The organism is Paenisporosarcina sp. (assembly GCF_049671445.1).
In the GTDB taxonomy this organism is placed as follows: Bacteria; Bacillota; Bacilli; order Bacillales_A; family Planococcaceae; genus Paenisporosarcina.
In genome coordinates this window covers 1-15,404 of sequence record NZ_JBATUX010000030.1, presented here as the reverse complement: position 1 = coordinate 15,404, position 15,404 = coordinate 1, and the positions used below count along the sequence as shown (strand labels likewise).

The 15,404-nt window shown below is 41.2% G+C and carries 13 protein-coding genes, 1 rRNA gene and 1 riboswitch; of the genes, 2 read left to right on the top strand and 12 right to left on the bottom strand.

The window, feature by feature from the left end:
* Positions 1-97: 97 nt before the first annotated feature.
* Complete coding sequence (locus WBG45_RS05005; protein WP_424412685.1) at positions 98-871, top strand: FixH family protein; 774 nt, start codon at positions 98-100, stop codon at positions 869-871.
* A gap of 394 nt (positions 872-1,265) precedes the next feature.
* Here WBG45_RS05005 and WBG45_RS05000 read toward each other — a convergent pair whose 3' ends face one another.
* The 11 genes from WBG45_RS05000 to WBG45_RS04950 all read right to left on the bottom strand — a co-directional run bounded on the left by WBG45_RS05000 (position 1,266) and on the right by WBG45_RS04950 (position 13,738).
* Entirely contained in the window at positions 1,266-3,257 is a 1,992-nt protein-coding gene (locus tag WBG45_RS05000; protein ID WP_424412684.1) for a catalase, read from the bottom strand.
* Between the two features lie 105 nt (positions 3,258-3,362).
* Complete coding sequence (locus WBG45_RS04995) at positions 3,363-5,435, bottom strand: MMPL family transporter (protein ID WP_424412683.1); 2,073 nt, start codon at positions 5,433-5,435, stop codon at positions 3,363-3,365.
* On the bottom strand, positions 5,435-5,845 hold the full coding sequence (locus WBG45_RS04990) for a hypothetical protein (RefSeq protein ID WP_424412682.1): 411 nt from the start codon (positions 5,843-5,845) through the stop codon (positions 5,435-5,437). Before WBG45_RS04990 ends, WBG45_RS04995 begins: the two co-directional genes overlap by 1 nt.
* Before the next feature lie 73 nt (positions 5,846-5,918).
* Entirely contained in the window at positions 5,919-7,298 is a 1,380-nt protein-coding gene (locus WBG45_RS04985) for a sensor histidine kinase (protein WP_424412681.1), read from the bottom strand.
* The gene (locus tag WBG45_RS04980) at positions 7,295-7,969 is read right to left on the bottom strand and encodes a response regulator transcription factor (RefSeq protein ID WP_424412680.1); all 675 of its coding nucleotides are present in this window, start codon (positions 7,967-7,969) and stop codon (positions 7,295-7,297) included. The genes WBG45_RS04985 and WBG45_RS04980 overlap by 4 nt, the downstream gene beginning before the upstream one ends.
* A gap of 4 nt (positions 7,970-7,973) precedes the next feature.
* Positions 7,974-8,801: a YihY/virulence factor BrkB family protein gene (locus tag WBG45_RS04975; RefSeq protein ID WP_424412679.1), complete on the bottom strand. Its 828-nt coding sequence runs from the start codon at positions 8,799-8,801 to the stop codon at positions 7,974-7,976.
* A gap of 228 nt (positions 8,802-9,029) precedes the next feature.
* On the bottom strand, positions 9,030-10,115 hold the full coding sequence (locus WBG45_RS04970) for an iron-containing alcohol dehydrogenase family protein (protein WP_424412678.1): 1,086 nt from the start codon (positions 10,113-10,115) through the stop codon (positions 9,030-9,032).
* Between the two features lie 15 nt (positions 10,116-10,130).
* Entirely contained in the window at positions 10,131-10,964 is an 834-nt protein-coding gene (locus WBG45_RS04965) for a MetQ/NlpA family ABC transporter substrate-binding protein (protein ID WP_424412677.1), read from the bottom strand.
* A 15-nt stretch (positions 10,965-10,979) separates the two neighbouring features.
* On the bottom strand, positions 10,980-11,651 hold the full coding sequence (locus WBG45_RS04960; RefSeq protein WP_424412676.1) for a methionine ABC transporter permease: 672 nt from the start codon (positions 11,649-11,651) through the stop codon (positions 10,980-10,982).
* The gene (locus WBG45_RS04955) at positions 11,641-12,654 is read right to left on the bottom strand and encodes a methionine ABC transporter ATP-binding protein (protein ID WP_424412675.1); all 1,014 of its coding nucleotides are present in this window, start codon (positions 12,652-12,654) and stop codon (positions 11,641-11,643) included. The genes WBG45_RS04960 and WBG45_RS04955 overlap by 11 nt, the downstream gene beginning before the upstream one ends.
* A gap of 101 nt (positions 12,655-12,755) precedes the next feature.
* A riboswitch (SAM riboswitch) is annotated at positions 12,756-12,864 on the bottom strand.
* 79 nt (positions 12,865-12,943) lie between these two features.
* On the bottom strand, positions 12,944-13,738 hold the full coding sequence (locus tag WBG45_RS04950) for a carbon-nitrogen family hydrolase (RefSeq protein ID WP_424412674.1): 795 nt from the start codon (positions 13,736-13,738) through the stop codon (positions 12,944-12,946).
* Positions 13,739-13,823: 85 nt separating this feature from the next.
* On the opposite strand from WBG45_RS04950, the gene WBG45_RS04945 reads away from it, so the two are divergent.
* On the top strand, positions 13,824-14,987 hold the full coding sequence (locus WBG45_RS04945; RefSeq protein WP_424412673.1) for a pyridoxal phosphate-dependent aminotransferase: 1,164 nt from the start codon (positions 13,824-13,826) through the stop codon (positions 14,985-14,987).
* Positions 14,988-15,295: 308 nt separating this feature from the next.
* Here WBG45_RS04945 and rrf read toward each other — a convergent pair.
* A 5S ribosomal RNA gene (gene rrf / locus WBG45_RS04940) occupies positions 15,296-15,404 on the bottom strand; the annotation flags it as partial.

Genomic DNA, 15,404 nt, shown 5'->3' with positions numbered 1-15,404 from the left:
TACTCTTCCATGGCAATACACGTTACGCGTTCTGTCACAGTTGTTTTTATGATAATTTGTTACAATAGCATCAAACAACGAATTGAGGAGCATGACAATGAAACGATTTTTAGCGATAGGATCTATTCTTACCGTTCTTATGCTTAGTGCATGCGGAACAAAAGAAGAACATGTAAATCATGGAGCGACTTCGTCAGATGAAGTTCCTGAAATGTTGGAAGTAGATTTGACGGTCCCTGAAACAGCGGCAGCTGGAGAAGCAGTTACCTTTACTGCAGCCGTTACACAAGGTGAAGAAATCGTTGAAGATGCGGATGAAGTGAAGTTTGAAGTGTTGAACTTAAGTTCTGGTGAAAAAGAGATGATTGATGGTTCATTAAACGAAGATAAGCTATATTCCATCGACTATACATTTAAAACGAATGGTACTTATGATATCACGTCACATGTAACAGCTCGTTCAATGCATACCATGCCAACGAAACAAATTTCTATTACAGGTGGCGAAGAAGAAGCTGCAAGTGAACCAGATAGCGAGCCAACTGTAAAACATGAGAAACATGGTAAGGATCATCACGGGACCGGAGCAACCATTGTCTTTAATGAAGGCACAACTACCGTAGGTGAAGCGGTCAATTTAGTAACCAAAGTGTCCTTATCGGACGAACCACTTGAAGGTGCACGCGTGCAGTACGATATTGTTCGAATCGACGCAGAACACCACACATGGTTGGATGTTCCAGAAGAAAAAGCTGGTGTCTATCAAAAAGAATTCACCTTCACGGAAGCAGGCACTTACGCAATTGAAGTACATGTGACAAAAGGTGACGACTTGCATGACCACGTGAAAAAGACATATACAGTGAAGTAAATATAAAAAGGGTTATCCCGTAGTGCTTGTCACTCCCGGATAACCCTTTTTTGATGTTCAAAAACTGGAGCTATCTAATATGTTCCTAATATAAAATAAGTGGAGAAAAATGAGTCTGCACCTAAATTCGAACATAATAAACAATTATAATTGTCTGATTTGCACATGATCTTATGGTTGATTGGAGTGGAAGACGGCGACTCCAGCGGGAATAGCATGAGCTGAAGACCCCGCAGGCGAGCTTGCTCGGCGAGGAGGCTGAGGCCATGCCCGCGGAAAGCGTCCGTTTGTAACGTAAATAAATTCTTCAAAATATAAAAAGGGTTATCCCGTAGTGCTTGTCACTATGTTCAAAAAATAAGGAGCTCTGATGTGAGCCCCCCATTTAAACTACTTATACTTCACGATTCCAATGTCGATGTGCTGTAACTGCATCAACAAAGGCTGTGCCTTCTCCACTATTTACTACACCAGGACTACCTTCTTTTCCTGCAAGGATAGATACTGCGCTTGAATCAGCACCAACTGCTTTAAAGTGATTAAACGCTTCTGTAACGTAACGATCACTTTCCTTTTTAAACTTCTTATCTTCGCTCATACTTGCTACATAAATCGCGTCAAATAATACAGGATCCCCCGTTAAGAATGTATGGTCAATTGGTAAATCGCCAATATTCCCAAGCTTATCGCTCACAACTTCCACGTTTAACCCAGCATCCTTAAATGTTTGAACGATTACTTGAAGACCATTGCCATCACCTTCTCGATTGGAAATTACCCCCACTTTACGTGTATTAGGTTTCTTCACCATATTTTCTTGACTGAGCGCTGGTGATGCTTTGGTCACTGCAGAACCGTTTCCTGTAGGTGGGTTAGCACCGACTGTATCTGCAATCACTTTTGCTAATTCTAAGTTAACGTTTGCGAACATATCAACCACTTGTTGTTGCACCGATTTATTTTTCACTTTCCCGATTTCGAAACAAAAAGCATCCGTAATATGTTCTTTTTCAGGATTGCTCATACTGTTCCAGAACATCGTCGCTTGGGAGAAGTGGTCTCTAAAACTATCACTTCGGTTGCGGACTTTACGCCCTTCCATCTTCTCTTGGTAATGCTCATATCCACCTTCTTCAGGACTTGACGTGGCAGGTGTGTTATTCGCAAGGGAGTTGTTATGATAGCTCACTGGCCCTTTGTTAATTGTCATTCGGCCATATCCATCGCGTTGGTTATTATGGAAAGGACAGACCGGTCGATTGATCGGCAGTTCATGGAAGTTCGGTCCGCCTAATCGAATCAACTGCGTATCGGTATAGGAGAACAAACGACCTTGCAACAGTGGATCATTTGTAAAATCAATTCCCGGAACAACATGTCCAGGATGGAAAGCTACTTGCTCCGTTTCAGCAAAGACATTGTCCACATTGCGATTCAACGTCATTTTCCCAATAAGTTTAACTGGCACATCTTCTTCTGGCCACAATTTCGTCGGGTCAAGCACGTCGAAATCGAACTTGAACTCGTCTTCTTCCGATAATAGCTGAACGCCTAATTCATATTCAGGGAAATCGCCATTTTCAATCGAATCATATAAATCACGACGATGGAAATCGGGATCTTTGCCGTTAATTTTTTGAGCTTCATCCCACACTAAAGAATGCGCGCCTAGTACTGGCTTCCAGTGAAATTTCACGAAGTGAGCAACACCTTCTGCATTTACAAAGCGGAACGTATGTACACCAAAGCCTTCCATCATACGGAAACTCCGTGGAATGGCACGGTCAGACATCGCCCACATTACCATATGTGCAGATTCTTGATTGTTCGCTACAAAATCCCAAAACGTATCATGTGCACTGGCTGCTTGTGGCATTTCATTATGCGGCTCTGGTTTTAAGGCATGCACTAAATCAGGAAACTTCATGGCATCTTGAATGAAAAATACCGGAATGTTATTCCCAACTAAATCGTAATTTCCTTCTTGCGTATAAAATTTCGTTGAAAAACCACGTGCATCTCGCACAGCTTCAGCAGATCCTTTAGAGCCAGCCACTGTTGAAAAACGCACGAATACAGGTGTTTTCGTAGAAGTATCGTTTAAAAATCCTGCTCTTGTATATTGTTCCATTGATTCATACAATTCAAATTCACCATGTGCTGCGTATCCGCGTGCATGAACAATGCGCTCCGGGATTCGCTCATGATCAAAATGCGTCATTTTTTCACGGAATTGAAAGTCTTCTAACAACGTCGGACCACGAACGCCCGCTTTTAAAGAAAACTCATCTTCCGAAACCTTTAATCCTTGGTTAGTTGTCATCTTTTGGTCACGGTCATCTACGCGAAACTGCTCTAGTTGTTCATCTTTGCTATTTTTCCCCATTCCGATGCCTCCTCTAGGTAATTAACAGAATTATCTCTTCCCTTATTCTTTACCACTAAAGGATGGTGAGAAACATCATTTCAAAAAATGTACGAAAATGAACGGTCATCTTTTTTGAATAGTCAATAATGCCGGCAACAACATTGGACGTACGATAAACGTATCGATTAACACACCAAATGCCACTGTAAAACCAAACAATTGTAACTCAAGGACAGGTTGGGTAATTAACACAGCAAATGTTGCAGCTAACAATAATCCTGCAGATGAAATGACACCACCCGTTGCGATCAAGCCGGTTTTAATAGCTTCAACCGGTTCCAAAGTTTTTACTTCCTGCCGAATTCGCGACATCAACATGATGGAATAATCTACACCGAGGGCCACTAAAAAGACAAACGTATACAAGGGAATTCGGTAACTCACTGCATCTACATGGAACATCACTTCGAATAACCATACGGAAAACCCTAGCGAAGCACCGTATGACAGTAATATGGTACCAATCATTAGCAGGCCCGTTACCCAAGATTTCGTTTGCCACCACAACATCATAAAGATGGCACTAGCGATTAATAACATGACACGCACTGTATCGCTTGTATTCACCTCTTGAATATTTGCATGTTTAGCAGTCTCTCCAGAAAGTTGGATCGAGCCTTCTTCAATACCCGCTTGTTGAAGCAACTCTTTTTCTTCTTGTTCCAGGTTTTTTAGCGCATTAAACGTCGTTGTATCATAGGGATTACTATTCCAAATTAGTGTCACTTTTGCTTGCGTTAGTGAACCGTCTGCAAAAGGACTGCCTTCTACCCTTACTTCCTTTACCTCACGCTGTTTTTTAAGTATTTTCACGAACTCAGTAAATTGAGATTCAGTGATGTTTTTTTCGCTTTCAAGTAGTAACGTCGTTGGTGCTAACTCGCCTTCTGAAAACGCTTGTGCAAGCTGCTCGTATCCTTTTTTTGAAGACAAGTTATCCGGAAATGATTCGAGCAAGTTGAAAGATAAATTAGCTGTAAATGCTTGAACAATGCCAATTCCCAAAACGGCTGTGATTGTAAAAATATAGCGCCATGGCTTAGACGTTACACTTGTAGCAACTTTAGACCACCAATTTGTCCGAGTAGGTTGATTAATTGCTAGTGGCCAGAATGCTTTTTTGCCGACTAACCCAAATAAGGCAGGTAGTAACGTTAATCCTGCAATGAGTAAAACGACCATCGCAACAGCGAAGACAGGAGCAAAGTTTCGGTATGGTTCATAAACGGCTGTAAACAATAGCAACACAGCAACCAAAACTGTCCCTCCGCTAAACAGTATGGGTTCTCGAACATGTACAACACTTAACTTCATGGCATGTTCAATCGTCAATCCGTTTCGCAACTCTTCCCGATATCTGCTGAAAATTAGCAATGCGTAATCCGTTATGACTGCGAATAACAAGATCGTCATGATTGATAATGCTTGATTTTCAATCGTCACCCATTCTGATAAACCAAGTAATCCTAATAGTCGATCGACAATGCCATACACAATTCCCGCTCCGATTAAAGGAAGCACTGCAAATACCGGTGACTTATAAATTAGTAGTAACAATACAAACACGATGCCAATCGTGGCAAGGAGCAACACTACATCTGCTTGAGAAAATAAAGTCATCGTATCGGAGACAATTCCTGCGGGTCCCGTCCATTCAACAGATACTTCCTTATCGACGTACTTCTCCACGCTACCCTTCATCGTCACGACTTCTTTATGAATTTCATTCGATTCTAATGATTCATTGAATAAAATGGGCATAAAAAAAGTCGACCCATCATCTGATACAAATGACTGCCTTGCTTGTGGCGGCATTTGCGATAGAGGAATCGACGTTGCTAGTTGTTCTTTTGCTTGTTTTTCCACCACAGCTGCTAAATGATTTATGTCATCAGCTGAAAATGGGTTATCTTGCTTGAAAACAACGAATAACGGGATGCCTTTTTGAGATGGAAAGGCATCTTCCAGTGCCTTTTTCGCTACGACTGAGCTCTCCGTTGCAGGAAGACCTCCATTTTCTGAAGGAGAGGTTACTTCTTTAGCAGATGGAGCCACTATCGTTAACACAGTCAAAATGATGAGCCAAACCCCAAGGACAATAGCAGCTGATTTTTTCTCTTTCCAGATGGTTTTCATCAGCTGTTCTCTACAACTTTCTTCGCTGGTTGTATGGAGAAAGTAACCGCTACAAACAAAGCAAAGCTAATAAGTAATGTGGTTCCACCTACAATATAAAAAACCAGTGAAAATGCTTCAGGTAGTCCAAGTGGTTGCATCGTTTGGAGCCACATTCCTCCCGTTAACCCAATAGCTCCTAAAATCGCAGACCATCCATGAACATGGACTAACTTCGGATATTTCACTTCAAACAATTTGTAGAATACACCCCAACTAAAAACGGATAACCAACCTACTACTAAAATATGTGCATGGATCGGCCTGAACGCGTAAGATCCTGTCCCGGCCATATGCGAACCTAAATAAGCACCAATCAAACCGAAAACCGCGGCAATTCGAATTAGACGAATACTCCATTTTTCTTGCATGTGTATGTCACCTTTCCTTCTTCAAGATGGCTTCATCTTACCGCGCGAAGATGAACCCAATATGAACAAGGTATTACAGTTTCGGGAGCTTGATATGAATGAGCGTTCCTACACCAAGCTCACTTTCAATTTCCACAAAACCATAGTGACGCTTCACAATTTCACTGACAATCGCTAGTCCAAGTCCCGTCCCTTCTTTTTCTCGAGTACGTGACAGATCAGCTCGGTAAAAACGGTCAAATGCTTTTTCAGATTGCTCGACTGTCATCCCGATTCCAGAATCTTTTATGGTTACATGCAGTTCATTATCCAGTTCATAACCAGTGATTTGAATAAATCCTCTTGGTTGATTATATTTCACCGCATTCGTTATGAGGTTCTCCCATACTTGCATCAACATATCTGGATTACCTTGAGTTATAAGATTAGGCATGTCCATTCGAACATCGAGTTGAAGATCTTCAAACCGCCATTCATTCTGTCGCATCGTACGTTCAATCTGCTCTTTAATTGAGACACTTTCAACTGTTGGTTGATACGACTCGTTATCTAGTGACGTTAAATACAGCAGTTGCTTCGTTAAAGCAGACAATCTTTTACTCTCCAGCTCCACAATCTCGGCATAGTGCACTCGATTAGTTTGAGTGAGTGACTCATCAGCTAGTAGTTGCGCATAGCCTTGGATGTTCTGTAAAGGTGACTGGAAATCATGCGATACATGACTCATAAAGTCTTTTCTGACTTGATCATTCTGTTTTAAGCGATCTGCCATGAGTTGAAAACTTGTTGCGAGTTGTCCAATTTCATCTTTACTCGAAATCGTGATGGATCCATCAAAACGTTCGTTTGCCATCTTTCTTGTTGCTTCCGTTAATACGGTAATCGGTTGAATCATCTTTCTTGCGACGATTAACATAGCCAGCAAACTAAAAATAATCATAGCTGCTGCCAAACCGCCTAATAATACATGCACTTCTGTAAATAACATCTTAATGTTTGGACGAATAAATAAAGCGTAACTTTCATCATTGTACGTAACAGGGACGCCCACAGTATTCTTCAATTCATTAGAGAAAAAGCCGGTCACGAATGTTTTTTTTGGATAATCTCTCATGCCGTGATAGATATCTCCATCAAGCACTTGTTTTTTTATGCTGATTGGTAATGAAGATTCTCGAAACGGACCTCCATAAAAATTGCTATCACCTTTACCATTGGTCAAAAACAATTGATATCCTGAACTGCCAAATACCTCGAGTGATTCGGCCAAAGGAACGTTTGGGTTTTTCTCTATGAAAGCAACCATTTCTTGAGCAATTCCTACATTTTTAAAGTCATTTTGTTCCTTTAATTGTTGGTGATAATATGTATTAACTAGTAAAAATCCGAGAGTAGCACTACCTACCATAATAGCTAGCGTCACAACGACAAACTTACTGTACAAAGACTTCATGACTGAGCCTCCAGCTTATAGCCTACTCCCCGAATCGTAATAATTTGCACGTCTGAAACAAATCCTTCTAAGCGTTCTCGTAAGCGTTTAATATGAACACTCAATGTTTGTTCATCACCCTCATAGTCGTAGCCCCACACTTGTTCCATCAATGTACTACGTTGAAATACAGTACCCGGACTTGAGGCAAGTAGAGCGAGCAATTCAAATTCTTTTAACGGTAACCACTTAGTTTCGGCTCCATTTGAAATATCGAACTTCTTCCGGTTAATCACGAGTGAGCCCACTTGTTTACGCATTTCATTTGGGTGTGCACTTCTTCTGAGCACAGCGCCAATTCGAAATAGCAGTTCCTGCGGCTCAAAAGGCTTCACAACGTAGTCATCAGAACCTGCAAGAAAGCCTTTTTCTTTATCTTCCAACTGACTTTTAGCCGTGACCATAATTACGGGTAAGTCAAAGTCGTCTCGAATCTTTTTTGTCAAAGAGAAACCGTCCATGCCTGGCATCATCACGTCTACTACGACAACATGCGGCCATACACAAGGAATCATTTTAAGCGCACTTTCTGCATCTAGTGCTTTTTCCACACGGTAACCCGCTTTGGTCAAATGAATACTCATAAGTGTTAATATATTCGGATCATCGTCTACTAGTAAAATTGTGCGCATGTATTCAGCCCCTTTTTTTAGCTCTTGGCATTCGAACGTTTCGCACTTCTGCAATGAGTAATCCAGACAATAAAATAACCACGGCTGTTAAGTAGAACCATAAAACAAGTACGATAATTCCGGCGAGTTGACCATACAGTCTCGTGTAATTTACATTCGATACGTAGTCAGCAAATAGTAACGACACGACTTGCCAACCTATGGCTGAAAACAGTGCACCAGACCATACTTCTCGGAAAGTGAGTCTTTCATTTGGTACGATTTTATAGAAGAGCAGGAAAAATGAGAACAAAAATACGGAACCTAATCCCCATTTCACAGTTGGCCAAATATAGATCCATCCTTGCCAGTCATCAACCGTACCTGCACGGGATACCACCCAGTGTAATCCACTTTCAATGAATGGCAAAAATAGCGATAGCGGTACAAGTGTCATAAATAATAATGTTACACCAAGATCTCGAAGTAGCCCTTTCCAATAAGGAAGCTTGCTTTTTATGCCATTTGCTTCATTTAAGGCGCGTGCAAGTGCCTGTACGGCCATGGATGAAATCCAAAAAGCCGCAATTAAACTGAGCGACAAGACACGCCCTTTATCCGCAGCTAATATATTCGTTACATTATCTTCAATGAGTGCAAAAGAATCTCCTGGAGCAAACGGTCTTAAGAAATCTAAGATTTGTTGTGCATCTACTGGAAAGAAACTAATAAGTGACAGGATAAATAGCAGGAATGGAAATACCGATAAAAGAAGATAATAAGCTGTTTGTGCGGCTTCATCAAAAAACCGCTCAGCGAAAAACCTCACGAAAACACGTTTTGCGATCTTCATTTACTGTTCCTCCAAGCTTGTTCTTACAGTCATTGTGACGGAAACATATACCATTGAGCAAGAAAAAACCCCATACTAAGTGTACGGGAGTGTCAAATGTGTATTTTAAACTTTCTTCGCCCATAAAATTATATGTCGACTCCATAAGCTTTATTACAATTTACACCAATTAAAAAAGATGAACTAATAAGAAAACCCCTACAAGTTGTAAGGGGTTTTCAAACATAATCAGGGTTTCACAAGTAGTCTTGACTCTAAATCACGCATGACTTGTGCTACTTCAGAAGCTGTAATCTTTTCATTCCGCATATTATGTATCGACTCTTCTTCACGTGTGGATTGCACAGCAATTTCGTCGATCCATGTTTCAGGAATATTTAAATCTCTCAGTGAAGTGGGTAATCCCAGTTTATGATAGAACGGAATCAATCGCTCCACTTCGCTTTCTCTTTGTTCGAGAAGCAGTTGAACCAGAATTCCGTACGCTACTTTATTTCCATGTAGTGCTTCGTGTGACTCAGGTGCAATGGTCATGCCATTATGAATGGAGTGGGCACCTGCAATTCGACCAAACTTGTCTCCAAATCCACCCACCATGCCGCCCAGCATAATGATGGACTCCACTACTTTTTTAAATGCCTCTGACACTCTTGCTTCTTTCGCATCATTGATGGCTTCTTCTGCATACACAAACATTTCTTCAGCACACAGCCGAGCAGTATGATGAGCGACTTTCAGCGCAACCGGGGGATTGGTTAATCGCCTAATTTGTACATCTGCCTCATACCACTTGGCTAGCGTGTCGCCAATGCCTGCGATTAAAAGTGGAGCGGGGGCTTCCACTAAAATGCGCGGCTCGACGAGAAGAATGTCAACACTCATGGGGTACACATCGTAATGTGTCATGACCCCTTCATCCGAATAAATAACACTTAGTGGTGTCCACGGTGCGCAGTTTGAAGCGAGTGTTGGAATCAACACCGTCTTCGTTTTACTTGCGCTAGCAGCCGCTTTCACCACGTCCAGTACTTTACCACCGCCTACTCCGACAATGGCATCCACACCATATGCGTGTGCCAAAGTAGACACTCTGTCAATCTCAGTGAGTGAACACTCGCCTTTATAGAAGGCATGTGTTACATGGATACTTTTTAAATTTGGAAAATAATAGCGTGCCGCATACCACGATTTCACACCCGAAACAATGAGCACACGTTTGATATTTCTAGACGTTAACTTGTCTTCAAGTTCGTCTAGCACTCCACTTTTACAAACATATTCAGCTGGTGCCCCTCGAATAATGATGTCTTCCATCAGACCCCTTCTCTCTTAACGGTTTGCCATCCACTCTGGTTTACCAAAGCCTTCAAATTCCGCATCGATAATTTCTTCAAATTCTGGTGCTTCTACGATATCTACTAAGTCTTTCGCTAGTTGTGAGTCTTTGTTAGCAGTTGTCACAGCAACGAGGTTACGGTAACGGTCTGGCATGTTTTCTAAAATTAACGCATCCAGTAAATTCATGTCTGCTGCTAAAGCGAAGTTTCCTGGGACAGCTGCCAAGTCAGCACTATCTACTGAACGAGGAAGTTGACCTGCTTCAATCGGTTGGAACACTAAATTTTTCGCATTTGTTTTAATATCTTTCTCTGACACGGTTAACGGCTCTGCATTTGGATCTAATTCAATCAAGCCTTGGTCTTGTAAAATTAAGAAAGTACGTGCTGCGTTTACTGGATCATTTGGAATCGTTATGGTTGCTCCATCTTTAACATCTTCTATGGATTTATATTTATTAGAGTAAATTCCCATTGGCGCTGTAGGTACTGTGATGAGACCAGATAATTCCATATCATTTTCTTTCGAGAAGTTTTCAATGTAAATCGAGTGCTGGAAAAGGTTTGCATCGATTGATCCATCATTTAATGCTACGTTTGGTTGAATGTAATCGCTGAATTCCACGATTTCTACTTTGTAGCCTTTTTCTTCAAGAGCTGGTTGAATGGCCGTTTTTAACATATCGCTATAAGGACCTGCTGTTCCACCTAATTTTACTGATTTGTCGTTATCTGCATTGCCTTTTGATTCACCGTCACTTCCTCCGCATGCAGCAAGTGTCGCTACTAATACAAATAACATCATCGTAAATATAACTTTTTTCATCTCTGTCTCTCCCCTTTATCGTTTATCTATTGCTTTAGACGTCCAATCACCCAATTGTTGAATGATTTGAACGAGAACAATTAAAATCACAACCGTGACAACCATAATCGTATTGTCATAACGGTAGTATCCGAAGCGTATTGCCAAGTCCCCAATTCCGCCACCACCAACTACACCGGCCATAGCTGAGTAAGCAACGAGGCTAATGATGGTCATCGTCACACCTTGTACAATGCTCGACTTCGCTTCTGGTAATAACACATCTTTGATAATCATCCAAGGGGTTGCCCCTACTGCAACTGCAGCTTCTATGACGCCCTTATCAATTTCACGCAGTGATGTTTCAACAATTCGAGCGAAAAATGGAATGGCCGCAACCGATAAAGAAACACTAGCTGCTGCTGGACCAATCGTTGAATCAACAAGGAATTTGGTTAATGGAATAAGTGCAACTAACAAAATAATAAACGGAATGGAACGGACCATATTTACGATAAAACCGAGTGTGCCTTTTACAAATCGATTTTCTAAGAATAAGCCCCGATCGGTAATGAAGAGAACAATACCAAGTGGTAACCCAATGACAATCGCAACCGTCAGTGAAATCCCAATCATATACATCGTTTGCCCAAATGCTTTGAGAATGTCTGGCCATAATTCAATCACATGCTGGATATCAATGCCCATGTTGTATCACCTCCACTTGTGCTCCGCGACCTTCCATATAGGTAATTGCCCTTTTTATATTGTCTGGATGACCTTGAATTTCCATTAAAAACAAACCGAGCGGCACTTCTTGTATGTATTCAATCGAGCCATGTAAGAAATTTCCACGTACATCAAAATGCTGCACCATATCTGAAATAATACCTTCTCCAGCTACATCCCCTTTAAACAGTACTTTTACAATACTCCCAGTAACTTTATCCAAAATAGCTTGTGGCACTTCAAATGACAGGACGCTACCTATAAATTCTTTTGTCAGCTCAGCTTTGGGATTTGAGAAAATCTCGTATACTGATCCCTCCTCCACTACTCGCCCATCTTGCATAACTGCCATACGGTCGCAAATTTCTTTTACAACATTCATTTCATGAGTAATTAATACAATCGTGATGTTTAATTCGCGATTTATCTTTTTTAGCAAACGAAGAATGGATAACGTTGTATTTGGATCTAGCGCGGAGGTTGCTTCGTCACACAATAACAAGGAAGGGTTATTGGCAAGTGCACGAGCAATTCCAACACGTTGTTTTTGACCACCACTTAGTTGTGCTGGAAACACATCTTTCTTGTCTGTTAGCCCCACCATCTCAAGTAGTTCGTTTACTCGTGTCTTCATTTTTTCTATTGGTGTGTTTGCTGCCATTAATGCGAACGTAATATTTTCAGCTACTGTCTTTTGACTAATCAAGTGAAAATGTTGAAATATCATGCCGATTTTCAAGCGTGCTTTCCGTAATTCTTCTCTCCTAAGTTTAGTTAAATCAAGCCCATTCACTTCTACCTGACCGCTGGTTGGCCTTTCGAGTAAGTTGATGCAACGTAGTAGAGAACTCTTGCCAGCTCCCGAATACCCTACTATGCCGAACACTTCTCCGTCAGGAATAGTGAGATTAACTCGATCAACACCCATTACCTGACCTTTTTTCGTTTTGTACTCTTTAGACAAATCAATAATTCGTATCATAACAAGCCCCTTTTCACCTTCTAGAAAAACACAATCGCAGAAATTTCAACAAAATAAAAATGCCCCTTTCATAATGAAAGAGGCACCGAAAAATGGATTTTGGGTTATCTTTCAGAATGAAATCATTCTGTAGGAATTGGCACCTTCCCAGCTAATGCTGGGGGTTGCCGGACGTCATAGGGCCTATCCCTCGGTCTCTCTTGATAAGTTGTTTCCATATGTAGTTGTATAGTAATTGTTGCTCGGACTAAATCTTACGACGTTTCTTCACGAGTGTCAAACACTTTTTTCACTTTTCGAACAATGATTGGTAAAGTGACGGTCTACGATCCTCATATACTGGAATACGTGTGCGTACTTCTTCAACTTCTGAAAAATCAACGTCAATTATCGCGTACTCTTCATGTTCAGTACCGGTCCACAACACTTTTCCCCACGGGGCAATTATCATGGATTGGCCATTAAATTGATTGTTTGGATCCGTTCCAATTCGATTCACCGCAATGACGAAACATTGATTTTCAATTGCACGCGCTTGAAGTAAGATTTTCCAATGATCAATACGAGTAGAAGGCCACTGAGCTGGAACGAATAACACCTTTGCTCCTGCTAATGCGTGCGCCCGCAACCATTCTGGAAACCTTAAGTCATAACATATGACCCCACTTGCTTGAATAGAACCTAGAGAAAAGACATTTTCTTTATTTCCTGCTTGTAAGTATAGATGTTCATCCATCAAACGGAACAAATGTGCTTTATCGTATTCACCTACAAGCTCTCCCACGTTCGAATACACATACATCGTATTGTAGAAGTTGGCTCCTTTTTTTGTTGACACCGATCCCCCTACGATATGAATGTGATATGTTTGTGCCAAATTGGAAAGAAACTTTTTCGTACGCTTTCCTTCGATGTCGGCGAGTTTTTCTAACTCAGTTAAAGCATAAGCAGTATTCCACATTTCAGGTAAAACAACGAGCTCTGCCCCTTCACTGACCACCTTTTCAATTAACGTTTGAACGTTGTGAAAATTTTTTTCAGGGTCTGCAAACGCTACGTCGAGCTGAATGCATGCTATTTTCATGGATACACCACCTATAGACAAGATACTCAAAAGGTTATAAGATTTGGCTGATGATTGCAACTATTTTAGAAAATGAGGAAATGCCATGGAACTCTCAAAAAAACTACAACAATTGCCTCCACAATTTTTTGCTTCTCTTGTACAAAAAGTAGGAGCGGCAGTGGCACAAGGACGCGATGTAATTAATTTAGGTCAAGGTAATCCTGACCAACCAACCCCACCACACATCGTACAAGCATTACAACAAGCTGTTGAAAATCCGGTTACCCATAAATATTCACCATTCCGTGGAATCAGTGAATTGAAAGAGGCGGCAGCAGACTTTTACAAACGTGAATACAATGTCGATATTGATCCATCGACGGAAGTCGCTGTATTATTCGGAACAAAGATAGGGCTTGTTGAATTGCCAATGGCCGTATTAAATCCCGGTGATTGGATGCTACTACCAGACCCTGGATACCCAGACTATTTGTCAGGGGTAGTAATGGCCGACGTACACTATGAAACGCTTCCACTTATAGCAGAAAATAATTTCTTACCTGATTACACGTCGCTCTCTGCAGAAAGTAAAAAACGCGCGAAACTTATGTATCTTAACTATCCAAATAACCCAACAGGAGCTACGGCAGACCTCGAATTCTTCAATGAAACTGTAGCATTTGCTAAAGAAAACGGGATTGCCGTATCTCATGATTTTGCCTACGGTGCCATTGGATTTGAAGGAATAAAACCAGTCAGTTTCTTACAAGCAGACGGAGCAAAAGACATCGGCATTGAAATGTACACTTTATCTAAAACATACAATATGGCAGGATGGCGTGTCGGCTTTGCTGTAGGAAATGCACAAATAATTGAAGCCTTGAATCTGATACAAGACCACATGTTTGTAAGCCTCTTCCCAGCGATTCAACATGCAGCCGTCGCTGCTTTGAATGATAGTCAAACTTGTGTGCACGAATTAATTGATCGCTACGAAAAACGTCGCAACGTCTTTATAAATGCATGTAACCGTATTGGATGGCAAGTAGATGCCCCAAAAGGCTCTTTCTTTGCTTGGCTACCCATCCCTAAAGGCTATACGAGCCAGAACTTCGCCGATAAACTGTTAAATGAAGCAGACGTAGCTGTAGCCCCAGGAAATGGCTTTGGTGAATTTGGTGAAGGCTATATTCGTGTTGGGTTATTAGTGGATGAAGACCGTTTAGAAGAAGCTGTTCAACGTATTGGCAAACTAGGGATTTTCTAATGAAGTTGAGGTTTTATTCCGCTTTCGCGATGTTTTATTCGGCTTCAGCCTTGATTTATTCCGATTCACCTATATTTTCCCATAGAAAACCTCCTCGAATCTATTCGAGGAGGGCCATTTGGGTTGGGGTTGGTTTTGTTTTCGCTACGCTACTGGTTAGTGATGAAGTCCTCTTGCTATCATGATTTCTTAGACAAGACGATAATTTAATCAAATCTACTTTCATATAGAGTCAAATCGACTTCACTACTAAATAAAATTAAACACAAAAAAACCGATACCATTTAACAGGTACCGGTTTTCTAATTGCCTAGCGACGTCCTACTCTTGCAGGGGGAGACCCCCAACTACCATCGGCGCTAAAGAGCTTAACTTCCGTGTTCGGTATGGGAACGGGTGTGACCTCTTTGCCATTAT